Source organism: Blautia sp. JLR.GB0024, from assembly GCF_037000545.1.
In the GTDB taxonomy this organism is placed as follows: Bacteria; Bacillota; Clostridia; order Lachnospirales; family Lachnospiraceae; genus Blautia; species Blautia celeris.
In genome coordinates this window covers 42,045-64,816 of record NZ_JBANBF010000016.1, presented here as the reverse complement: position 1 = coordinate 64,816, position 22,772 = coordinate 42,045, and the positions used below count along the sequence as shown (strand labels likewise).

The window sequence follows — 22,772 nt, the reverse complement described above, 5'->3', positions numbered from 1 at the left end:
CATTCATAAAAGGTGGTAAAAACATGAGGATAATCGTAGGAGTGACCGGTGCTTCCGGAGTAGAGATGAGTTATTATCTGGTAAAGGCTCTGAAGAATATAGAAGGATGCCAGGTGCATCTTATTTTAACAGAAGGTGCAAAGAAGACCTGGAAACTGGAGAGTGATATCCCTCTGATCGACCTGGTTCTGCTTGCGGATGTTGTCCATGAGGATGAAAATCTGGCAGCAGTGATTTCCAGCGGATCTTATGTGACAGAGGGCATGATCGTCATGCCGTGCAGTATGAAGACGCTGGCCGGAATTACGGCGGGATACGCGGAGAATCTTCTGGTGAGAGCTGCGGATGTGTGTCTGAAAGAAGGCAGGAAAGTGGTATTGGTACCGCGCGAAATGCCGCTTGGAAAAGTACATCTGAGAAATATGAAAGAGGCAGCAGAATTGGGATGTGTGATCATTCCGCCGGTTCTTACCTTCTATAACGGGCCAAAGAATATTGAGGAACAGATAAACCATATTGTTGGCAAAATACTGATGCAGTTTGGGATTACGCATGAGAAGTTTGTGCCGTGGACAGGAGCAGAGGAATGAATTTGGAAGAATATCATATAACAAAGGCAAGCGGCAGCAAATACCAGATTGAGCTGCTGGCCGTTTTCTGTGGTCCTGATCTCAGTGTCACCATCTGCGGAGGAACAGGATACCATGTGGGTGCCATCGCCCTGGGATGTGCCAGACCGATAAAAGAGGGAAGAGAGAGGTCAGCTACGGTCAGTGTTATCTGTGCGTATGAGCATAAAGATGATGAGGCGGCCAGGCAGTCTGCAAAATATCTGGCAACAACCCTGAAATGCAGGGTGTCTGTGGCAGCCGGCATACACGTGGACAATGCATCAGAAGATGAACTGGATCTATTAATGAAAAACAGTGAAGACGCATGCCGCGAACTGGTCAGGGCCGTTATGGATATCAGCGTGTGATGATAACTGCAAAAATACCAAAGAATAAATAATACAGGATACACTCCTCCCCGGATGACAGATGATCCAGAAACTGCCATCCGGGGAGGGGTGTTTTATTGTATGCCATACAATTTTTCTGTATTCGCCATTGGGGAGTCCGGAAGGCCGGACCCCCACATCTCAATACACCTGAAGTTCGTTTATATATTTATCAATATTCTTCAGCTTCTCCTCATTGGAGTAACCGATCTTTTTGTTGATATCAGCACAAAGCGTTTCCATAAGAAATTCCACGCCCACGTATGAATTGAAGAAGGTACTGCTGTTTAAGCCGACGGTGAAGACAATATCTGCGTATTGGGCCAGCAGCGCGCTCCGCTTGTCTGTGATGACTACGATACCGGCGCCTGCGTCCTCGGCCATCTGTACTGCCATCTTATCCAGCTTGGAATATCTGGGAAAGCTGTAGACGATCACACAGTCTTCCTTTCCGATATCACTTAAATGGTCAATGACATTGGCATTGGAATCATTGGTAGGGTACACATCCGGCAGCATATGTTTTAACAGGAAATAAGTATAGGCGCCCACACCGGAGTTGGCCCTGGAAGCTATGACAAATTTTTTCCGGCTTTTGATGATCAGGTCAGCGGCCTTGTCAAAGGTTTCCCTGGAGTTATTTTTCAGAACAGAGGAAATATTAGCCTCTGTGTTCACCAGAAATTCTTCCATAAAGTTGGCTTCGCCCCGCTCCATACTCATTTTCAGACGTTCGTACGGAACGGTAATATTGCTGGACATGCTGTAGACATTGTCTTTATAGCTGTTCCGCAGATTCCGCTGAAAGTCCATGAAGCCGGTAAATCCCAGTGCTCTGGAGAAGCGGATCACAGAGGATTCGCTGACGCTTAACTTCATGGCGATATCCGTGGAGGTCATAAAACAAGCCTCCTCCACATTGTCTATGATAAATTCTGCAATGACCTTTCCGGTCTTGGTAAGTTTGGTACTTTTGAGTAATTCCTTTATTTCATTCATGCAATTCCCCCAATAATATCCCTTTATCCAGGGATTTTTCGCAAATGATCATATTTTTCCGAAATTTTAAAGCTTCCTATGTATATGTTAAAATTGTAACATATATCTTAAAATTTTGAATGGACAATTTAACCAAAAAACCAGTCTCTTTTTCTGTAAATCTGTCTTATTGCACAAATGCTTGATGTGTGATAAAGTAAAACCATCAAAGAAATGAAGAAAAAAAGTCTTTTAAAATATAAAATGAAAAATAATATTCATTACTATATCAGCAGGACGATGACTGGTTTCATATATTACATCATAGTATTTCATAAGTGTATCTCATTGGAATTTCATAACCGGAGGGTTTTGAAATAAATAAACCACCCACGTGGATCCGCGGCCTGGGTGCTTCCAAATTAAGCGGAACAAAAATATCAGGAGGATATAATTATGAGAGTAGGATGCGTGAAGGAAATCAAAAACAATGAATATCGTGTAGGTTTAACACCGGACAATGTTGTCTCTTATGTCAATGCCGGCCATGAAGTTTATATTGAAAAAGACGCAGGCATCGGCTCAGGATTTACCACAGACGAGTATGTAAAAGCAGGAGCTGTAATTCTTGATTCTGCGAAAGAAGTCTGGGACAAATCTGAGATGATGGTGAAGGTAAAAGAACCGCTGAAAGAAGAGTACCAGTATTTCCACGAGGGACTGATTCTTTACACATACCTGCATCTCGCTGCTGACCGTCCTCTTACAGATGCGCTGCTGGCATCAAAGGTAAAGGGCGTTGCTTATGAGACTCTGATCGAGAGAAACGGCAGTCTGCCGCTGCTGGCACCTATGAGCCAGATCGCAGGACGCCTCAGTATCCAGGAAGGAGCAAAATATCTGGAGAAACCGTTCGGAGGTTCCGGTGTTCTGCTCTCCGGTGTACCGGGTACACCAAAAGCCAATGTTGTCATTCTGGGAGGCGGCAATGTTGGTACCAATGCCTGCAAGATCGCTGTGGGAATGGGCGCGAACGTGACGATCACGGATATCAGTCTGAACCGTCTTGCATATCTGGATGATATCTTCGGTTCCAGAATCCAGACCCTGTACAGCACAGATGCTGCCATAGCCAATGCAGTGGCAAACGCGGATCTGGTCATCGGCTCAGTCTTGATTCCGGGTAAGGCAGCCCCCAAGATCATGAAGAGAGAGTATCTGAAAAATATGAGACCCGGAAGTGTGATCGTGGATGTGGCAGTGGACCAGGGCGGATGCTGTGAGACAACAAAAGTGACCTATCACGATGACCCGACCTTCGTTGTAGATGGTGTTGTGCACTATTGTGTGGGAAATATGCCGGGTGCGGTACCCAGAACATCCACCATCGCCCTTACAAACGCTACCCTGAAATATGGTCTTGAGATTGCCGGAAAAGGTCTTGAGACAGCATGCAAAGAAAATAATGTTGTGTATTCTGCTATTAATACGTATAATGGATTCAGTACATGTAAAAATGTATCGTTAAGTTTCAATATGGAAAATACAGATGTTACAACCTTGTTCTGATACTATCACTTATATGTAACTGTTCAGTACCTTCACAGTTACGAGCAAAATCCATGTAAAATCGCCTTTGGCGATGGGATTTTTGCCTGGCTGCTGAACTTTTTCTTACGGTCAGCGCTGTAAATGCGCAGACCTGCTGAATAGTTACACTTATACTACATAAAGTATTTTACAGCGCGGCAATAGGTTAAAGACAGATGTCGGTTTCGTACCTTTGCCGCGCTCTTTTTCTCATTGGATTCGATTGGAGGTAGATCTATGGATAGTATTTTGCATTTGCTAGAAAAAGTACAGGCAGTCGTTTGGGGACCGCCTACTATGGTTTTATTGATCGGGACAGGTTTATATTTTACGCTGAGACTGAAATGTCTGCAGGTTGTACATCTTCCGAGAGCACTGCGGTATATTTTTGAAAAAGAGGAGGGCGAAGGAGATGTCTCCGCGTTTGGATCCCTCTGCACGGCCCTGGCGGCCACCATTGGAACCGGCAGTATTGTGGGTGTTGCCACAGCACTGCGGGTGGGCGGTCCGGGCGCACTTTTCTGGATGTGGGTTTCTGCCTTTGTGGGTATGGCTACAAAATACGCGGAAGGCCTTCTGGCAGTAAAATACCGCACGGTGGACGAGAACGGTCAGATCGCCGGAGGTCCCATGTACTATATCCAGAACGGCATGGGAAAAAAGTGGATCTGGCTTGCAAAGCTCTTTGCCTTTTTCGGTATCATCACAGCACTGCTGGGCTGCGGGACTTTTCCGCAGGTAAACGCGATCACAGAGTCAGCAAGTGAGGCGTTCCATCTTCCTGTGGCCATCATTGGCATTGTGGTTACCATAGCGGTGGCAGCAGTTGTCCTGGGAGGACTGAAATCCATCTCCAAGGTGGCGGAACTGGTTGTCCCGGTCATGGCGGCAGCTTATGTGATCGGTTCCTTTGCAGTGCTTTTTGTCAATGCATCAGCCATTCCGAAAGCATTTGCCCTTATCTTTGAATCGGCATTTACGCCTCATGCCATGCTGGGCGGCGCCGGCGGAACCATTATGATCTCTGTGATGACTGCCATGCGCACGGGATTTGCCAGGGGTATTTACACAAATGAAGCAGGCCTTGGAAGTTCACCCATCGTTGTGGCTGCGGCAAAGACAAAATCCTGTGTGCGCCAGGGGCTTATTTCCATGACAAGCGTATTTTTCACCACGATCATCATCTGTACCATGACAGGTATTGTGGTGATCACCTCAGGCCTTCTGGAAACCACAGAGCTGGACGGCGGTCTGCTTTCAAATGCGGCCTTCAATGCCAGCCTTCCCGGGGATATCGGCATGTACATGGTGACCATCGGCCTTATTTTCTTCTCCTTTACCACCATTATCGGCTGGTGTTATTATGGGGAGCGCTGTCTGGTATATCTGTTCAACAGCGTAAAATACATACTGCCTTATAAGATGGTTTATATTGCCTGCATAGCAGTGGCTCCGTTTTTATCCCTGAAACCTATCTGGCTTCTGGCGGATATTACCAATGCCTGCATGGCATTTCCGAATCTCATCGGACTACTGGGACTGAGTTCTGTGGTGATCGCGGAGACGAAAGCTTTTTTCCAGAAAGAAAAAGAGAAAGATAAAGAGAAGGAACGTGGGATTGCCCCCACATAATCGGATTATACCGCACCTGCGTATTTGGGTGCGGTATAATTTTGCCGTTAAGCCGGCGGAACGGTTAATGTTTTCTTTTGGCAGGAACCCCTACAACGGTGGTTCCGTCCGGCACGTCGCGGATCACCACAGCACCGGCCCCCACAATGGATTCCCTGCCAACGGTTATGTGATCCAGAATGGTGCTTCCGATACCGATGAAGGAACGTCTGCCTATTCTCGCGTGGCCTCCCATGGAGACCTGAGGGCAGATATTGACATAGTCTTCAGCCAGACAGTCGTGTTCGATCACTGCGTGGGTGTTTACAATGCAGCCGATTCCCACATAGGCATTGATATTGACGACGGCACCTGCCAGTATGGTGCAGCCATTGGCCACATGGGCAAGGGGGCTGATGACAGCCGTGGGGTGTATCAGGGTTGCAAGGGGAACCCCTGCAGCCAGCACCTGTGCAATTTTCTTTTCCCGCAGGTAATTGCTGCCGCTTGCCACAATGACCTCGTCATAACCATGTATCAGTTCGCTGACCTTTTCCTTTGCCTCCTCATAAATTGTGTGACCGGGAATCTGGCGGTGTCCTTTCTCTTTGATATCGAGAAAGTCAATCCTGCTGTATCTCTTCATTGCCAGAGCACAGTCCAGGGCTACCGTCCCCTGATCTCCGGCTCCCCATATTAAAAGGCGCTTCGTATTTTTTGTAAATCCAGATGTTTCCATCTCCCTACCTCCTCATTCCCTCATTTCTATCTTATGCCTGTACCAGAAAACGTTTACAGTCTGTCTGCGGATGACTCGCGGGCAGTACGGTAAGCAGCCTGTTCTGTTCAAGAATAATTCTTATTTATATGATACACTTAAAACAACAGGGAAGCAAGTGGAAGAATAGTCAGACAATCATATGGAATTGTGATAAAAATATAACAAAGGGAGGCATCAGAAGCGCGGAAGAAAAGCAGAGTATGCCGCTACTTATGGCTGGCTGAGGTATTTGCTTTTTTCTTTATGACGCCGGCGGAGAAGGAGGCAGACATTTTATAGAATGCTTTCCGCGGCATGAATCTTCCCATAAACCTTATAAGCTTTGCCCCGGCATCCGGAACGGATACCACCTTTCCCTTTCTGAAATCCTTCATGGCATCCGCCACAATATCATCCGGCTGGCGGAAACCAAACAATCCCTTTTTGTTCTTATCCATATGCATCCCCGCGTTCTCGTGAAAATGAGAGTCAATAAAGCCGGGGCAGACAGCCTGCACATGAACCCCTGTTCCAACCAACTCTGTGTGCAGCCCTTCTGTGAAATTCAAAATGTACAGCTTTGTGGAGGAGTAGAGTACATTGTGAGGCATCACGGCAAAAGCGCCGTCGGAGGAAATATTGATGATAATACCGTCATGGCGCTGCAGCATACCTTTCAGGACGCAGTGTGTCAGTTGTGTGACACACCAAATCTGCAGGTACAGCATTTTTTCGATATCCTCCCGGGGTGTATCGGCAAAGAACGGTTTTAAACCGAAACCGGCATTGTTTACAAGAACATGGATATCCCTGTCTCTGATACAGGAGAGCAAATGGCTGATGCCGTTTGGGTCTGACAATTCCACGATCAGCACCTCAGCTTTTATGTGGTACCGCTTTTGCAGTATTTCCGCGTTTTTTTGTATGATTTCCCTGCGGCGGCCGGTGAGGATCAGATCATATCCGGCGGAGGCAAAGTATTTTGCATAGCTGAGTCCCAGTCCGCTTGTGGCACCTGTGATAAGCGCTGTATTTTTCATATTAACCATCCTTTCAGTGAACAAAGTTCACTCAAATCCTGTAATAAAATCCCTCTTAAGAGGGACTTATCACTTTGTCAGTTTGCTCATGTATTCTTTGATTCTTGCCGCTTTTTCTTCCGGGGTAAGGCTTTCGTCGTTTATGATCGGAATCTGTCCGTATAGGATAAACTGGGAGAAAGATTTTGTGTCGGAGATGGAGATTGTTCCGTTTGCGTTCAGGCTGTCAAAAAACTCTGCGGCAAAGGGCAGCATATAGTCACAGATAGAGTAACTGAGCAGTGTGTGGAAGGTCCGGTTTTCCTCCTTGTGGAAAAAGGCATCGTATTTTTCTCTGCTGCCGGAAGTCAAAAAAAGAGCGGCGGCCCGGTCAAAAGCGGAGGACATATCTCCGCTGTGTTCTTTCAGGGCACGTACAATGGGAGCGCAGTAATCAGAGACGTACTGTCTGACTGCCTGTTCAAATAATACCTGTTTGGATTCAAAATAGCGGTAGCAGAGACCGGGAACAACACCCACCGCTGATGCGATATCCCGCATGGTGGTCTGCTCATATCCCTTTTCCGCAAATACACGCATGGCAGTGTCCATGATTTCCTGCCTGCGCTCTTCCGGGGGTTTGGAAACCCTGATCTTATCTTTTGCCATATGATCATCTCACTTTCTGAAAACAGTATAGCACGATGAGTGAACAAATGTCAATGAACAATAGTCAATAATACCGGATTAAAGGGATTCCGCCGGAATTTCTGCATTAACCGTTTCGGCAGCAGGCATAAATTTTGACAGGATCACACCGGAAAGTATCAGACCTGCGCCCAGATAATCTGTCCAGTCCAATATCTCATGTAGAATAAGAAAGGAAAGAACCGCGGAAAATACTGGCTCCAGGGAAAAAATCAGTCCGATTCTCTCAGCCGTGGTATATTTCTGGGCCACAGACTGCGCGAGAAAACCATAAGCACTGCACATCAGTCCAAGACAGAGTATGGCTGCCCACTGTGCGGGGGAAGCCGGGAGGGACGGCGTTTCAAACAACATCATACAGACGGAGGCACACGCGGCAATAACACCAAACTGGATGGTGCTGAGAAGGAAGGTGTCTGCAGTTTTAGAGGTTTTTTCAAGCAGAAGGATATAAACAGCATAAAAAAACGCACCTGCCAGGCTGTAGATGGCCCCGCCATTCAGGGAAAGCCCATTTTTGGCGGTCAGAAGATACAGGCCGGCTCCGGCAAGAAGAATACTGGACAGTACCAGCCTGCGGGGGAGTTTTCTCCATATGATACTCTCCAGAATGGGAATAAAAATAACGGTAGTGCTGGCTAAAAACCCTGCGGTGGATGCAGTGGTACGGCTGACACCATAAACCATCCCGGAAAATGTGAGAAACAAAAGAATTCCCATCAGAATCCCTTTTCCTATATCGGAAGGCTTGGCTGAGCGGTACTTTTTGGAAAAAACCAGTGTCATAAAAAGAAACGCGATTCCGAAACGCAGTGCGATCAGGTTAAAAGGGGCAATGCTTCCAAGCCCTATTTTCATCAGCAGATAAGAGGACCCCCAGACGAAAGAGACGCTGACCATCAGTATTTCAGCCTTTTTGCTGTTCATAAGTCATCCCGCCTTTCCTGCACATACAATTCAGCGACGGAGTATAGGGCGGCTTCTCCAGCAATGAAAACCCTGTCCCCGGAAAGACGGCAGTATAAAATACCGCTTCTTTCAGAAGCCTGCAGGGCGCGGAAATCCTGCCTTTTCAGCTTTTCTGCCCACATAGGGATGACATGGCAGTGACCGGAGCCGCAGACCAGATCACGTCCGAGCCATGCTTCGGCCGGCATAAATCCCACGGCCGCTGCCATCTCCTCTGTGACCGGTATTCGGTGCAGGGGATAGGACGGCATGTCCAGTTCATATCGTCCGTCCTTTTTTCTGACGGTAAGTTCTCCGCTTTTGGTCAGAAAGGATATCCTGGTCCTGTCCTTTATGACAAAACGCATCAGCACATAGGCAGCAGCGAGAGTGGCATGCCCGCATAAATCAATTTCCCCGCCGGGTGTAAACCAGCGCAGTTCATACGCATCCCCTTTTGTGACCGTAAATGCCGTTTCAGACAGATTGTTTTCCCTGGCAATATTCTGCATCAGCTCATCCGGTATCCACTGTTCCGGAAGACAGACAGCGGCAGGGTTTCCTTTGAATACAGTATCAGTAAAAGCGTCTGCAATGTAACATTTCATTTTCTTCCATCTCCTTGTCTTTGGTTTTATATTAGTATATACTGGTTTTTAAAATAAGGAAAATAAATAGATATTATATAAATATGCAGAAAGGTTATTTGAAAATGCAGCGTTATATTGCACTACAAAAAATAGTTGAACTTGGAAGTTTTACAAAGGCGGCCAACCTGCTGGGATACACACAGCCTGCCATGAGCCAGATGATCTCATCCCTGGAAAAGGAGCTGTCCATCAAACTTTTGTATCGTTCCCGCTATGGCGTTCATCTGACGCTGGAGGGGGAGAAATTGTATCCGTTTATCCAGAGGACCGTGGCACAGTACCAGTCCATGCTGGAGATGGTGAAGGAGATCCGGGGGCTGGAATCCGGGGTGATCAAGATCGGCACTTTTTCCAGTGTATCAGCACACTGGCTGCCAAAGCTGATCAAAAAGTTTCAGATACAGTACCCCAATGTACAATTCGTACTTCATCAGGGGGACTATACTACGATACCGGAGTGGGTGCGGATTGGGGAGGTGGATTTCGGATTTGTGAACCCGGACGCGGTCAAGGGGATCAGGACCAGGCTCATAAAGGAGGACAAACTGATGGCTGTGCTCCCCACCGGCCATCCCCTCTGTGAACAGGAGTATGTCACCATGCAGGATCTGGCAAAGGAACCGTTTCTTCTTCTGGAAGAAGGGGCTTTCAGCGAGACTCTGACTGCGTTTCATGCCGAACAGATAGAACCGGACATAAAACTCCGTGTCCATGATGACTACTCCATTTTATCCATGATTGAGGAGGGCCTGGGGGTCAGCATCATACCGGAGCTGATCCTGTGCAAATCCAGCCACCAGGTGGCAGTGCGGCCCATACAGCCGGTTGTGAAGAGAAAAATCGGGATTATCACACAGGATAAAAACACGATTCCCATTGCAAGCAAGGTGTTCATTAAGTTCTTACTGGAAAACGTGGATATCCTGCCTTAGGGCGTGTTCGTTTTGGCAGCGGGGACGGCTGTTCATATGAACAGTTGCACCATACAATTAAATAAAAAGCAAAAGACGAAGCCTAAAACCGTGGGAATGAGAAATGCCAAAAACGTCCATTTCAAACTGTGTGTTTCCTTTTTGATGGTGAGAAGTGTGGTGGCGCAGGGCCAGTGCATGAGTGTGAACAAAAGCATGGAAACAGCAGTAAAACAGGTCCAGCCGTTTTGTACAAGCAAAGTGTGCAGGGTTGCAAGACTGCCGGAATCGGTCAGTGTCCCCTGTGCCGTGTAAGCCATGATCATGATGGGTACCACGATCTCATTGGCCGGCAGTCCAAGGATGAAAGCCAGCAGAATGATACCGTCCAGTCCCATAAGCCGTCCCACAGGTTCCAGGAATCCGGCAAAATGCAGCAGCAGGGAAGTATCCCCCACAGTTACATTTGCCAGTATCCAGATAATGAGCCCTGCAGGGGCCGCCGCGATCAGTGCCCGCCAGAGTACGTGAAGGGTGCGGTCCATAACAGAGCGCACCAGCACACGGAAGAACTGGGGCCGCCGGTAAGGCGGAAGTTCCAGCGTAAAAGAGGAGGGAACCCCCTTCAGTACTGTCTTAGACAAAAGCCAGGATGAGAAAAACGTCATGAAAATACCCAGCAGTATGGTGGCCGCCAGTAAAAGCGCAAGGGACAGGGAAGTAAAAAGCCCGGTGCCGGCGGCAAAGAACATGGTGAGAACAGCTAAAATAGTGGGAAATCTTCCGTTGCAGGGAACCAGGCTGTTGGTCAGTATGGCGATCAGGCGCTCCCTGGGGGAGTCTATGATACGGCATCCGGTGACACCCGCTGCGTTGCATCCAAAGCCCATGCACATGGTTGGTCAAGATCAGGATTTTTTGATATCTGCGGAGCATAACTTTTTTCTGTATGCGGTAGAATAAGTAAAAACAGAGAAAGGAAGCAGGAAAATGAAAAGAAATACACAGAAAATTCTGGGAGAATATGAAGAACATTTGCTGTATCAGGAACGCAGCCAGAAGACTGTTGAGAAATACATCCGTGATCTGCGCGCCTTTTTTACGTTTCTGGATGGGAAGAAAATGGATAAAGAAGCAGTTCTGAGATGGAAGGAAAAGCTGAGAGAAACTCATGCGCCTGTCAGTATTAATTCTATGCTGGCCGCTGTGAACAGCTATCTGGAATTTGCAGGTATGCCGCAGATGAAGGTAAAGCCGCTGAAAGTACAGAGGGAGATCTTTTCCAGACCGGAAAAAGAACTGACCCGTGAGGAGTATGTGCGTCTTGTAAAAGCAGCAGATCAGAAGGGAAACAGAAGGCTCTCCCTTTTGCTGCAGTCTATCTGTGCGACGGGGATTCGTGTATCGGAGCTTCAGTATATTACGAAAGAAGCCCTGAGTACGGGACAGGCATTCGTAGCGTGTAAAGGAAAAAGCCGTACCGTTTTTCTGCACCGGGATTTATGCCGCGCGCTTCGGAGTTACTGCAAAGAGACCGGTATTGAGAGCGGTCCCGTTTTCCGCACAAAAAGCGGCAGACCTCTGGACAGGAACAATATATGGAGAGATATGAAATCTCTGTGCCAAAGTGCCGGGGTGGAGCCGAAAAAGGTGTTTCCCCATAATCTGCGCCATCTGTTTGCAAAGGCTTATTATATGCTGGAGAAGGATTTGGTAAAACTGGCGGATTTATTAGGGCACGCAAATATTTCCACGACACGTATCTATACAATGGAAAGCGGAAGAGAACATTTAAGACAGCTTGAAATGATGAAGCTTGTTATCACTACATGAATTGACTGCATAATGGTGATTATGCCATCATGCACCTGGAATCCTCAATGAAAGTTACATAGTGATATTCTAACATACCTGGTTAAGAAAAACAAATATTTGATCCGCCGGCTTATTTTCTGCCGGTTTTAGACGCCTGATGTATAAGAGAACATGGAAAAAAGACCGGAGCCGTTATTTTCCGCACACCGGTCTGCTTTTCATGTGTTTCTAAAACAATATGGCTGCATTTCTCAATGATAGAAAGAACATTACAGTTTTTGGGTATATGATATAGAATGCTTTGAACTGTAATTTTACGGCATAATCACCATTATGTACTCAACCCATAAATGAACAGATCACATAGGATAACCGACAGTACATAGGAGGATTGAGAAATGAAAGGCGGAGATTTTTTTATTCATGTGGAGACCATCAGAGAGAATACGCCGAAAGGATGGATCATGAACCCCAATTATAGTGAAATACTCAGGTTTCATGATTTTGGGGACATGCTGCTGAAAATAAACACAGTTTTATCCTATCTGGAAAACAGCCGGGCAGGAACTGCCGAACTGCCGGAGTTTCATTCCCTGCAGGATTCCGGATTTGGGAAAAAGGCGGCGTGCTTTTATCTTCTGCAGATATTCTGCACACAGCATAACAGCTGGCAGGGGCAGCTCAGGGGCGCGGACGGAAGGAGGAGGTATTTTAGAAGTGCGCTGGAAGCTCTGTGCATGATGGAGGAGGGAATCCGGGAGACAGCCAAGAATCCTGAAAAGACGAATTAGTCATGGTAGTATCGCAAACTTGTAATGGAAAATCAAACAGGATAGCTTACAATGGAAATATCAGCAGAAGCGGAATAGGCAATAGCTATGCATAGTTTGAAAGGAGATTGACAATGCGGTTTACAGACGGATTATGGGAGTCGAGAAACGGATATAAGCTTCACAGGGCTCATTCCCTGTGGGAGTGGAGGGCAGAGAAGAATCAGGTACATTTCATGGTGCCCTGTACGGAGATACGGTCACTCAGGGATACGATAGCCGGACCGGTCCTTCATTTTACCATCACTGCCCCGAAGGCGGACATACTGGCCGTCAAGGTCTATCATTTTACAGGCAAAAAGGAGTGCGGGCCATACTTTGACCTGGATGTTTCCTATCGGGATATGGAAGTATGCGAGATGGAGCAGGAAATCACTGTAACAAACGGCAGGATGAAAGCAGTGGTAAGGAAAACTGGAGATTTTGGAATCGCTTTTTATTTCGACGGACATTTCCTTACAAGATGCGGGGAAAAGGGAACGGCTTATGTCACAGACGCGGAATATGAGGCAGATAAGCTGTGTGACTATAATGGAAGAAACGGCAGAAGCAGCCAAAACGAAAACTATATTCGGGAAATGCTGAGTCTGGATGTGGGAGAATATATCTACGGTCTGGGAGAGCGCTTTACTTCCTGTATCAGGAACGGGCAGTCTGTTGACTGCTGGAACCGTGACGGAGGTTCCAACGGAAATCAGGCTTATAAGAATATTCCCTTTTATCTGTCCAGCAAAAGCTACGGTGTATTTGTAAATACCCCTGCCAGAGTGGGCTTTGAGGTGGCCAATGTGAGTGTGCGCCACGTGGAGATCGCAGTGCAGGAGGAGGAACTGGAGTATATGGTGATCGGGGGCAGCGAACCGAAAGAGGTTCTGTCAAATTACACGGCCCTCACCGGAAGGACACCGGTTCCACCTGCCTGGACCTACGGCCTGTGGCTCTCCACAAGCTGGATGCCGGATTCAGACGCGCAGATCACACTGGATACCATTGACAAGATGAAAGAATATGACATCCCCCTGTCCGTGTTTCATTTCGACGCGCGCTGGATGGATGATTTTAAATGCTGTGATTTTGTCTGGTCAAAGCGGTTCGGGGATGCCAAAAAGCTGCTGGATGCTATCCATGAAAGAGGTGTGAAGGTCTGTGTGTGGATCAACCCATACATAAGCCAGGAGTCTTATCTGTTCCGGGAGGGCAAAGACAATGGATACTTTTTGAAGACAAAGGACGGGGATGTGTGGCAGTCCGATAACTGGATGTCAGGGATCGCAATTGTGGATTTTACAAATCCTGAAGCGGTACGCTGGTATCAAAGCAAACTGGGTGCTCTGCTGGATATGGGAGTGGATGCACTGAAGACGGATTTCGGAGAGAGGATTCCAACGAATGTGGTCTATTTTGACGGTTCAGATCCTGCGAAAATGCATAATTATTATCCCTATCTCTATAATCAGGCGGTTTATGAGCTGATTCAGGAGAAGAAGGGGGAGGGATGCGTATTTTCCAGATCTGCTACGGCCGGAACCCAGAAATTCCCCTTTAACTGGGGCGGGGATAATGAAGCTTCCTATATTTCCATGGCGGAAAGTCTGAGGGGCGGTCTGTCACTCTGCCAGTCAGGGTACGGGTATTGGGCCCACGATATCAGCGGATTCTGCAGGACAGCGACACCGGACCTGTATAAACGATGGGTGCAGTTCGGCCTGCTGTCCACGCACAGCAGGCTTCACGGGGAGCAGAGCTACCGGGCACCCTGGTATTTTGACGAGGAGTCCTGCAGGGTACTGAAGGCGTTTACGAACCTGAAATGCAGGCTGATGCCTTATCTGTACAGCGGAAGTGTGCAGGTATTGGAGGAGGGAGTTCCCCTGATGAGGGCCATGATGCTGGAGTTTCCCCAGTGTCCCACTTCTCTGCATCTGGAGCGCCAGTATATGCTTGGAAGTGACCTTTTGGCTGCCCCTATTTTCAATGAAGAGGGCCAGGCGGAGTTTTTCCTGCCGGGAAATGGGTGCTGGACCAATTATCTGGACGGCGAAATCCTGGAGGGCGGCAAGTGGTACAGACGGAATTATGATTATTTCCATATGCCGCTGTTTGTCCGTCCGGGAACCATTCTCCCGGTGGGCGCAGAGGAGGATACTCCGGTCTATGATTACGCGGATGGGGTGACGTTTCAATTGTATGAAATACCCGAAGCGTTTGAAAAGGACTGCAGGGTCTATAATACCTCAGGGGAGCCGGTCCTTAAGCTGAATGTGAAACGCATGGGAGAAAATATAACATTGGAGCTGCAGGGGCAGGCAGGACATGTCTTTGTACAGCTCATGCATGTCAATGACATCAGATGTGACGGGGAAGTACGGAGAGAGAAATGTGAAAATGGTATCCGCTTCGAGATGCGGGAAGGTATCCTGGAATTTGCATTGCAATCATAACCGCAATCGTTTATAATGAAAACAGTTATATAAGCTCATAATATGGTTGAGCGTTTCTACCAACTGCCGTAAATAGTTGATTATAATTCTTTGGATTATAGTCATCTGTTTACGGCTTTTTTATTCATGCAGCAGAAAGTCCGCCGGGCGTACTTTTGGTGCTTTATTTCAGGAGGTATTTATGGAAAGAAAAAAACGAATTTTAAAGGATTACAAACGGGAAAGCCACTTTGATTATTTCAACAGTTTATCTTACCCGTACGTAGGAGTAACAGTCAATGTTGAGATAACAGATTTATTAAAAAAGGTTAAGGCAGAGAAACTGCCCTTTTTTCTCACGTTCTGCTACTGCGTGTCAAAGGCGGCAAACGGTGTCCCTGAATTCAGGCAGCGTATTGTAAATAACAGTATTGTAGAATATGAATCCTGCAGAACGTCACACACAGTGGCATTGGAGGATGGAACATACTGCTACTGTACTCTGGAAAGCAGTATGCCGTTTCCTGATTATCTGGACTACGCTGTACGGGCGCAGGAAGCGGCAAAAAACGAGAGGAGTATTGAGGAGGACAGGGAGGAGAGCAATGACAAAATATTTATCTCAACGCTTCCCTGGCTGACCTACACCTCGTTTATCCAGCCTGTCCCCATTCCTGCGGACAGCAATCCGAGGATCACCTGGGGAAAGTATTACAAACAGGAGGAAAAAGTCCTGATGCCAGTATCCGTGCTGTGTAACCATGCTCTGGTTGACGGAAAACATATGGCTGATTTTTATGAGGCTCTTGACAGGGAAATCTGCGCAGTCTGCGGGCCGGTATCACTTCTCTGAGCTGTTTCCGGCCTCTGGGTCTGTTTCCGGTTTCTGAGTCTATTTTCGGAAAGTCAGTACCAGGTTGCAGGATTCCAGAGGGATATAGTGCTTGGAAGCTGCCAGGGTGAGGCCGGAGTCATCGTACAGATTTTCCTGTATCATCAGAAATGTATTTTTTTCGGACAGCCTGTATTTCTGGGCCGTGAAGTTGCCTGTGTCTGATCCTCTCAGATTCAGAGTGGAGGAGACAGCATGGCTGTATACATCCTGGTTCAGAAATTGTGTCAGGCTGTCCGTGTCTGTAAAGTCAATATTGAACCTGGTAACTGTCTCGATAGGGATAAAGCTGAGGGAGTAGGCAAATGTGCTTCCCGGCTGGTCTTTATACCACCGGTCAATAATGGCGACTACAGGGGTTTTCCTGCCGATGATATTGCTGATAAAATCCGTGGGAGGTTCCAGGCGGTATTCTGTCTCCGTCTCTGTTATGGTCTGGCCGCATTGGAACACAGGATTGCATAGATTGGTGAAGTCTTTTACAGGCGCCTTCTTTGTTTCCTGTACAAAATTACCCTTTCCCTGTACGTTGTGGATCAGTCCGTCTTCTCTGAGCAGGGCCAGTGCCTGGCGGAGTGTCATACGGCTCACCCCCATCTTTTTAGACAGGTCCGGCTCGCTGGGGAGCTGTGATCCCCTGGGATATTCCCCGCTCAGAATCTGGGCATAGAGCTGATCATAGACCTTTACATGCTTCAATTTTCTTGATTTTTCTTCGGACATTCCTGTTTTGGGAACCTTGTTGTCTAGTGGCTCATTCATATCATTCTCCTCCGTCGGCAATATGGTAATATCAAAATAAGATATGACAATTATACAACTTTACATTATATTAGTCAATTTGAAAACATGTACTGATTATTCAGTCAGATCTGGGTATGCTGCTATGTGCTCTGCATCCTGCACTGGCTCTACACTAGGTCTGTAAAGAGTAACATGTCTAATGTTTGACGGATAAATGTAAGCACCTTAACAGATGGAGTTGTAATATGTGCACAAAATTAGCGGATAAATATTGTATATATTATGCATAGTAATTTGATTGACAGAAAATTATACAAGTGGTAATATACATGTATAGAAAAAATATACAGGTACAAACAAGGAGGAAATACATATGAATTACGCAGAAGAGGGTGTGCAGTATCATCTGAATATAAGGAAAGGGGATGTGGGAAGATATGTGCTTCTTCCGGGAGACCCTAAGAGATGCAGTAAGATCGCGGCATACTTTGACAACCCTGTACTGGTGGCAGACAGCAGAGAATATGTGACATATACGGGATATCTGGACGGAGAAAAAGTCAGCGTCACATCAACGGGAATCGGCGGGCCGTCAGCGTCCATCGCCATGGAAGAACTTGTAAAGAGCGGGGCAGATACCTTCATCCGTGTGGGCACATGCGGCGGTATGGATGTAAATGTAAAGGGCGGAGACATTGTGGTTGCCACAGGCGCCATCCGCATGGAAGGTACCAGCAAAGAATATGCCCCCATTGAATACCCGGCGGTCGCTGATTTCGGCGTGGCCAACGCGCTGGTAAAAGCAGCCCAAAACTGCGGATATGAGTATCACGCAGGAGTTGTGGAGTGCAAGGATGCATTTTACGGACAGCATGAGCCGGAGACAAAGCCGGTCAGCTACGAACTGATGAACAAATGGGAGGCATGGCTGAGACTTGGCTGCAAGGCTTCAGAGATGGAGTCGGCCGCACTGTTTGTGGTTGCCAACTACCTGAGAGTGCGCTGCGGTTCCAATTTCCTGGTAGTAGCCAATCAGGAACGTGAGAAACAGGGGCTTTCCAATCCGGTGGTCCATGATACGGATGCTGCTATCAAGGTGGCTGTGGAAGCGCTGAGAATATTGATCCGGGAAGATAAATAACGCAGAAGGCTGGAATCCCACACAAGAGAGGGGAGAGGCTGAAACACGGCGGAGGAGGTTTTTAAGTGGAGCAGTATGTAATTGAAATGGAACATATCACCAAGGAATTCGGCAGTTTCAAGGCAAATGACGACATTACGCTGAAACTGAAAAAAGGTGAGATTCACGCGCTGCTGGGCGAAAACGGTGCAGGAAAGTCCACCCTGATGAGTGTACTGTTCGGGCTGTACCAGCCGGAGCAGGGAACGATCAGGATGAACGGAAAGCCTGTGACGATCAATAACCCGAACGATGCCAATGCGCTGGGAATCGGAATGGTACATCAGCATTTTAAACTGGTACATAATTTTACGGTGCTGGAGAGCATCGTGCTCGGACATGAATCGGTAAAACACCGTTTTCTGAAAATGGATGAGGCCAGAAAAAAGGTGGTGGAGCTGAGCGAACGCTATAAGTTTAAAATTGACCCTGACGCTTTGATCAGCGATATCACGGTGGGAATGCAGCAGAGAGTGGAAATCTTAAAAATGCTCTACTGCGATAATGATGTCCTCATCTTTGACGAACCCACCGCTGTGCTGACACCCCAGGAGATCGATGAGCTTATGAAAGTCATGAAACAGTTGGTATCCGAAGGAAAATCCATTCTGTTCATCACACACAAGCTGGCTGAGATAAAGGCGGTGGCAGACCGCTGTACCGTACTTAGAAAAGGACGCTGTATCGGAACCATTGATGTGGCAGGTGCCATCAAGGAGGAGATGTCCGAAATGATGGTAGGCCGCAAAGTGGACTTTGTCGTGGAGAAGAAAGAAATGAAGCCTCTGGGAACAGCGCTCTCGGTTCGTGATATGACGATCCGCTCCAAACGTACAGGCAAAAATGTGGTGGACCATGTATCCTTTGAGGTGAAGAAGGGAGAGATCGTCTGCATTGCAGGAATTGACGGCAATGGCCAGTCAGAGCTTGTCTACGGGATCACCGGGCTTATGGGGATCGACGAGGGTCAGGTGTTTCTGAATGGTAAGGATATCACAAAAGAAAGTATCCGCAGAAAATGTCTGGACGGTATGGCCCATATTCCTGAGGACAGGCACAAGCATGGAATGGTTCTGGATTACACACTGAAGGAGAATCTGATCCTCCAGAATTATTACACCCCGCAGTTTGATAAGCATGGATTTTTAAGATTTGATGAAATCGACAAATATGCGGAGAAGCTCATAGAGCGTTATGATATCAGAAGTGCCCACGGCGCGGAGTCCATTGCCAGAGGCATGTCAGGCGGCAACCAGCAGAAGGCAGTGATCGCCAGGGAGCTGGACAGAAACCCGGAGATCGTGATCGCGGTTCAGCCGGTCCGCGGCCTTGATGTGGGGGCCATAGAATATATACACAGACAGATCATAGCACAGAGAGATGCCGGGAAAGCAGTTCTTTTAGTATCCTTTGAGCTGGATGAGGTCATGAATGTCAGTGACAGGATACTTGTCATGTATGAAGGGAAGATCGTTGCGGATGTGAAGCCGGAAGATGTGACGATCCAGGAACTGGGGCTTTATATGGCCGGAACAGGAAAGGGGGATGCGGCATGTTAAAACAAAAGAATAAGAAGGGAAATGAGGGAGTGGAAAGTTTTCTCTCCTCCGTGCTGGCGGTGGCAGCGGGGCTGCTGTTCGGACTGTTTATCCTTCTGATCACCAACTCCAATGAAATGTTTTCCGGTTTCCTCACGATTTTACAGGGTGGATTTGTGGACGGCATGAGCGGGATATCCCAGACTCTTTATCTGGCAACCCCCATTGTGATGACAGGACTTTCTGTTGGGTTTGCCTGGAAGACAGGGCTGTTTAACATAGGCGCATCCGGGCAGTTTACCGTGGGAGCCTATGTGGCGGTTCTCATTGGCGTGAAGTGCACCGGACTTCCGGGCAGTATCCACTGGCTGATCGCAATCTTAGGCGCAGCCGCGGCCGGTGCGTTGTGGGGCCTGGTGCCGGGATTTTTAAAGGCAGTGGCAAATGTAAATGAAGTGATCTCCTCTATCATGATGAATTATATCGGCCTTTATCTGACAAACCTGCTGATCACAAAGACGGTCTACGACCAGACTGGCAACCAGAGTGTCCCGGTTGCGAAGACCGCTTATCTGCCAAAGGCAGGTCTGGACAAGCTTTTTCCGGAGGCCAATCTGAATATCGGAATCCTCATCGCAGTCCTGTTCGTGGTGGGAATGTACATATTGATCAATAAGACGGCGTTCGGGTATGAGCTGAAAGCCTGCGGCAAGAACCCGGATGCCAGCCGTTATGCAGGCATCAATGCCAGAAAGAATATCATACTGTCCATGGTTATTGCGGGCGCACTTTCAGGTGTTGGCGGAGCACTTTTATACCTGTCTGATTTCGGAAAGCATATGCAGGTGCTGGATGTGATCGCGTCTCAGGGATTTTCAGGAATATCCGTTGCACTTTTGGGATTGTCCAATCCTTTCGGCATTCTGTTAGCCAGCCTCTTTATTGCACATATCACCATAGGCGGCTATAATCTTCAGCTTTTGAGCTTTACCCCTGAACTGATAGATATCATCATTTCCGCTATTATATACTTTGGGGCATTTTCCCTGCTGTTTAAGACATTTATCCGCAGATGGACGAAGAAATCGAAAAGGGAGGAGACAGCATCATGAACATTATCTATTTTTTGATACAGCAGACCATGTTTTTTTCCATTCCCCTTTTGATCGTGGCATTGGGCGGAATGTTCTCTGAGCGAAGCGGCGTGATCAATATCGCTCTGGAAGGTATTATGGTTATGGGTGCGTTTATCAGCATTGGGTTTATCAATGTATTTCAGGACCGTTTGAGCGGGCAGGGGCTGTTTCTGCTGGCATTTTTAGTGGCTGCGGTAGCAGGCGCTTTATTCTCTCTGCTCCATGCGTTTGCCTCCGTCAATCTGAAAGCAGACCAGACGATCAGCGGTACGGCACTGAATATGTTTGCACCGGCCTTTGCTCTTTTTATGGCGAGAATGGTACAGGGAAAATCCCAGGTTCCTTTTACGGATACCTTCCATATTGAAAAGGTGCCGGTTCTGGGAGATATTCCGGTTATTGGGCCTATGTTCTTCCAGAACTGCTATCTATCCACATACATTGGAATACTGATCTTTATTGCAGCCTCCGTTCTGATCAGCAGGACCAGGTTCGGTCTTCGGCTGCGTGCCTGCGGCGAGCATCCCCAGGCAGCGGACTCTGTGGGAATCAATGTGTATAAGATCAGATATGCGGGGGTTTTGATCTCCGGTGTCCTTGCAGGTGTGGGCGGACTGATCTTCGTGATACCGACTTCCACCAATTTTAATGCAAGCGTGGCAGGATACGGTTTCCTGGCACTGGCAGTGCTGATCTTTGGTCAGTGGAGGACTAAGGGGATTCTGGGTGCGGCGTTTTTCTTCGGTATTTTGAAGACACTTGCCAGCACGTACTCAGGGATTCCGGTCATCAAGGACCTGCCCATACCCAATGAGATCTATAAAATGCTGCCGTATGTGGTCACACTGATCGTACTTGCCTTTTCTTCCGGCAAATCAAAAGCTCCGAAGGCGGAAGGCATTCCATATGACAAAGGAAGCAGATAGGAGGGTATAAGAGAATGATGAAAAAAGTGATAAGTCTGTTTCTGGCGGCAGCGCTTTGTGCATCCCTGACAGGATGCGGGCTGGGCGCAAAGCAGGCGGCAAAGGTCAGCAGCGGAAAAGGTGCGGAGCTGGCCCTGAGTACAGACGTGGGAAGCATTGATGACCGTTCTTTCAACCAGGGATCATGGGAAGGACTTGCAAAATATTCGGAGGAATTCGGCATTACCCATAAGTATTATCAGCCCACTGAGAAATCAGATGAGGCATTTACCACCTCCATCAATCTGGCGGCAAAAGGCGGCGCCAAGGTGGTGGTGTGTCCGGGGTATCTGTATGAGATTCCCATCCACACCATGCAGCAGAAGCACCCGGAGGTGAAGTTCATAATTTTGGACGGGACGCCTCATTCCGCAGATTCTGCAGAACCGGATATCGGGGAGAATACAGCGTCCATCTATTTTGCGGAGGAGCAGGCGGGTTTTCTGGCAGGTTATGCGGCGGTCTATGAAGGCTGCACAAAACTGGGATTTATGGGCGGGATTGCAGTTCCGGCGGTTATCCGTTATGGCTATGGATTTATTCAGGGCGCGGACTACGCGGCAAAAGAAAAAGGCATGGCTCCGGGCAGTATTGATATGAAGTACACCTATGTGGGAAATTTTGAGGCATCCCCGGAGAACATGGCTAAAGCGGCATCCTGGTACAATGAGGGTACAGAGGTGATCTTCTCCTGCGGCGGCCCTGTGGGCAACTCCGTCATGAAAGCAGCGGAAAACGCAGGGAAAAAGGTGATCGGCGTGGACGTGGACCAGAGCGCAGAGTCGGAGACTGTCATGACCTCTGCCATGAAAAATCTGAGCAAAGCAGTCTATGACTATCTGACGGATTTTTATAACGGGGAATTTAAAGGCGGAGAGAGCATTACGCTGGATGCCTCAGAGGATGGCGTGCAGCTTCCTATGGAAACTTCCAGATTTACGGTATTTACACAGGAGCAGTATGACGCCATATACGAAAAGATAGCGGATAATGAGATCACCATTTTAAAGGATGAGGGAATCGCCGACGCGTCAGAAATAGAAGCTGAATATGTGAATGTGAAACTGATTTAAGAGC

The 22,772-nt window shown here is 47.7% G+C and carries 21 protein-coding genes, 1 pseudogene and 1 riboswitch; of the genes and pseudogenes, 14 read left to right on the top strand and 8 right to left on the bottom strand.

The window, feature by feature from the left end; all coding sequences use genetic code 11:
- The first annotated feature begins 23 nt into the window (after positions 1-23).
- Complete coding sequence (locus V8Q34_RS23530; RefSeq protein ID WP_033143788.1) at positions 24-590, top strand: UbiX family flavin prenyltransferase; 567 nt, start codon at positions 24-26, stop codon at positions 588-590.
- Positions 587-979, top strand: a complete 393-nt coding sequence (locus V8Q34_RS23525) for a prenylated flavin chaperone LpdD (protein WP_054350978.1) — start codon at positions 587-589, stop codon at positions 977-979. Before V8Q34_RS23530 ends, V8Q34_RS23525 begins: the two co-directional genes overlap by 4 nt.
- A 162-nt stretch (positions 980-1,141) precedes the next feature.
- Here the strand turns inward: V8Q34_RS23525 and V8Q34_RS23520 are convergent, their stop codons facing one another.
- Positions 1,142-1,999, bottom strand: a complete 858-nt coding sequence (locus V8Q34_RS23520) for a MurR/RpiR family transcriptional regulator (protein ID WP_033143790.1) — start codon at positions 1,997-1,999, stop codon at positions 1,142-1,144.
- Positions 2,000-2,434: 435 nt separating this feature from the next.
- Here V8Q34_RS23520 and ald point away from each other — a divergent pair, with 435 nt between their 5' ends.
- Positions 2,435-3,547 (top strand): alanine dehydrogenase, encoded by a 1,113-nt coding sequence (gene ald, locus V8Q34_RS23515; RefSeq protein WP_033143791.1) that lies wholly within the window; start codon positions 2,435-2,437, stop codon positions 3,545-3,547.
- A 258-nt stretch (positions 3,548-3,805) separates the two neighbouring features.
- Complete coding sequence (locus V8Q34_RS23510) at positions 3,806-5,200, top strand: alanine/glycine:cation symporter family protein (RefSeq protein ID WP_054350979.1); 1,395 nt, start codon at positions 3,806-3,808, stop codon at positions 5,198-5,200.
- 64 nt (positions 5,201-5,264) lie between these two features.
- Here V8Q34_RS23510 and V8Q34_RS23505 read toward each other — a convergent pair whose 3' ends face one another.
- The 5 genes from V8Q34_RS23505 to V8Q34_RS23485 all read right to left on the bottom strand — a co-directional run bounded on the left by V8Q34_RS23505 (position 5,265) and on the right by V8Q34_RS23485 (position 9,222).
- Positions 5,265-5,918, bottom strand: a complete 654-nt coding sequence (locus tag V8Q34_RS23505; protein WP_033144064.1) for an acetyltransferase — start codon at positions 5,916-5,918, stop codon at positions 5,265-5,267.
- A gap of 248 nt (positions 5,919-6,166) precedes the next feature.
- Positions 6,167-6,979 (bottom strand): SDR family NAD(P)-dependent oxidoreductase, encoded by an 813-nt coding sequence (locus tag V8Q34_RS23500; protein WP_033144065.1) that lies wholly within the window; start codon positions 6,977-6,979, stop codon positions 6,167-6,169.
- 69 nt (positions 6,980-7,048) lie between these two features.
- Entirely contained in the window at positions 7,049-7,627 is a 579-nt protein-coding gene (locus tag V8Q34_RS23495) for a TetR/AcrR family transcriptional regulator (protein ID WP_033144066.1), read from the bottom strand.
- A gap of 78 nt (positions 7,628-7,705) precedes the next feature.
- On the bottom strand, positions 7,706-8,593 hold the full coding sequence (locus tag V8Q34_RS23490; protein WP_227210195.1) for a DMT family transporter: 888 nt from the start codon (positions 8,591-8,593) through the stop codon (positions 7,706-7,708).
- Positions 8,590-9,222 (bottom strand): PhzF family phenazine biosynthesis protein, encoded by a 633-nt coding sequence (locus V8Q34_RS23485; RefSeq protein ID WP_227210196.1) that lies wholly within the window; start codon positions 9,220-9,222, stop codon positions 8,590-8,592. The genes V8Q34_RS23490 and V8Q34_RS23485 overlap by 4 nt, the downstream gene beginning before the upstream one ends.
- Before the next feature lie 104 nt (positions 9,223-9,326).
- Here V8Q34_RS23485 and V8Q34_RS23480 point away from each other — a divergent pair, with 104 nt between their 5' ends.
- The gene (locus V8Q34_RS23480) at positions 9,327-10,196 is read left to right on the top strand and encodes a LysR family transcriptional regulator (protein ID WP_227210197.1); all 870 of its coding nucleotides are present in this window, start codon (positions 9,327-9,329) and stop codon (positions 10,194-10,196) included.
- A 32-nt stretch (positions 10,197-10,228) separates the two neighbouring features.
- On the opposite strand, the pseudogene V8Q34_RS23475 reads toward V8Q34_RS23480, so the two are convergent.
- Positions 10,229-11,074: pseudogene (locus V8Q34_RS23475) on the bottom strand (nucleoside recognition domain-containing protein); the annotation flags it as partial.
- Positions 11,075-11,165: 91 nt separating this feature from the next.
- On the opposite strand from V8Q34_RS23475, the gene V8Q34_RS23470 reads away from it, so the two are divergent.
- The 4 genes from V8Q34_RS23470 to V8Q34_RS23455 all read left to right on the top strand — a co-directional run bounded on the left by V8Q34_RS23470 (position 11,166) and on the right by V8Q34_RS23455 (position 16,093).
- Positions 11,166-12,008: a tyrosine-type recombinase/integrase gene (locus tag V8Q34_RS23470; RefSeq protein WP_033144069.1), complete on the top strand. Its 843-nt coding sequence runs from the start codon at positions 11,166-11,168 to the stop codon at positions 12,006-12,008.
- 380 nt (positions 12,009-12,388) lie between these two features.
- Positions 12,389-12,781: a hypothetical protein gene (locus V8Q34_RS23465; RefSeq protein ID WP_227210199.1), complete on the top strand. Its 393-nt coding sequence runs from the start codon at positions 12,389-12,391 to the stop codon at positions 12,779-12,781.
- Positions 12,782-12,894: 113 nt separating this feature from the next.
- Entirely contained in the window at positions 12,895-15,261 is a 2,367-nt protein-coding gene (gene yicI / locus V8Q34_RS23460; protein WP_227210200.1) for an alpha-xylosidase, read from the top strand.
- Between the two features lie 5 nt (positions 15,262-15,266).
- Positions 15,267-15,364: riboswitch (purine riboswitch) on the top strand.
- Between the two features lie 78 nt (positions 15,365-15,442).
- Positions 15,443-16,093 (top strand): CatA-like O-acetyltransferase, encoded by a 651-nt coding sequence (locus V8Q34_RS23455; protein WP_227210201.1) that lies wholly within the window; start codon positions 15,443-15,445, stop codon positions 16,091-16,093.
- Positions 16,094-16,132: 39 nt separating this feature from the next.
- Here V8Q34_RS23455 and V8Q34_RS23450 read toward each other — a convergent pair whose 3' ends face one another.
- Positions 16,133-16,894 carry a GntR family transcriptional regulator gene (locus V8Q34_RS23450; protein ID WP_227210202.1) on the bottom strand — a complete coding sequence of 254 codons (762 nt, stop codon included), beginning with the start codon at positions 16,892-16,894 and terminating at the stop codon, positions 16,133-16,135.
- Between the two features lie 355 nt (positions 16,895-17,249).
- On the opposite strand from V8Q34_RS23450, the gene udp reads away from it, so the two are divergent.
- The 5 genes from udp (at position 17,250) to V8Q34_RS23425 (ending at position 22,768) form a co-directional block, all read left to right on the top strand.
- On the top strand, positions 17,250-18,017 hold the full coding sequence (gene udp / locus V8Q34_RS23445; protein ID WP_103731584.1) for a uridine phosphorylase: 768 nt from the start codon (positions 17,250-17,252) through the stop codon (positions 18,015-18,017).
- Positions 18,018-18,103: 86 nt separating this feature from the next.
- The gene (locus V8Q34_RS23440) at positions 18,104-19,615 is read left to right on the top strand and encodes an ABC transporter ATP-binding protein (protein ID WP_227210247.1); all 1,512 of its coding nucleotides are present in this window, start codon (positions 18,104-18,106) and stop codon (positions 19,613-19,615) included.
- Positions 19,609-20,706: an ABC transporter permease gene (locus V8Q34_RS23435; protein WP_227210203.1), complete on the top strand. Its 1,098-nt coding sequence runs from the start codon at positions 19,609-19,611 to the stop codon at positions 20,704-20,706. Before V8Q34_RS23440 ends, V8Q34_RS23435 begins: the two co-directional genes overlap by 7 nt.
- On the top strand, positions 20,703-21,656 hold the full coding sequence (locus tag V8Q34_RS23430; protein ID WP_227210204.1) for an ABC transporter permease: 954 nt from the start codon (positions 20,703-20,705) through the stop codon (positions 21,654-21,656). The genes V8Q34_RS23435 and V8Q34_RS23430 overlap by 4 nt, the downstream gene beginning before the upstream one ends.
- A 14-nt stretch (positions 21,657-21,670) precedes the next feature.
- Complete coding sequence (locus V8Q34_RS23425; protein WP_033140259.1) at positions 21,671-22,768, top strand: BMP family ABC transporter substrate-binding protein; 1,098 nt, start codon at positions 21,671-21,673, stop codon at positions 22,766-22,768.
- Positions 22,769-22,772 lie beyond the last annotated feature (4 nt).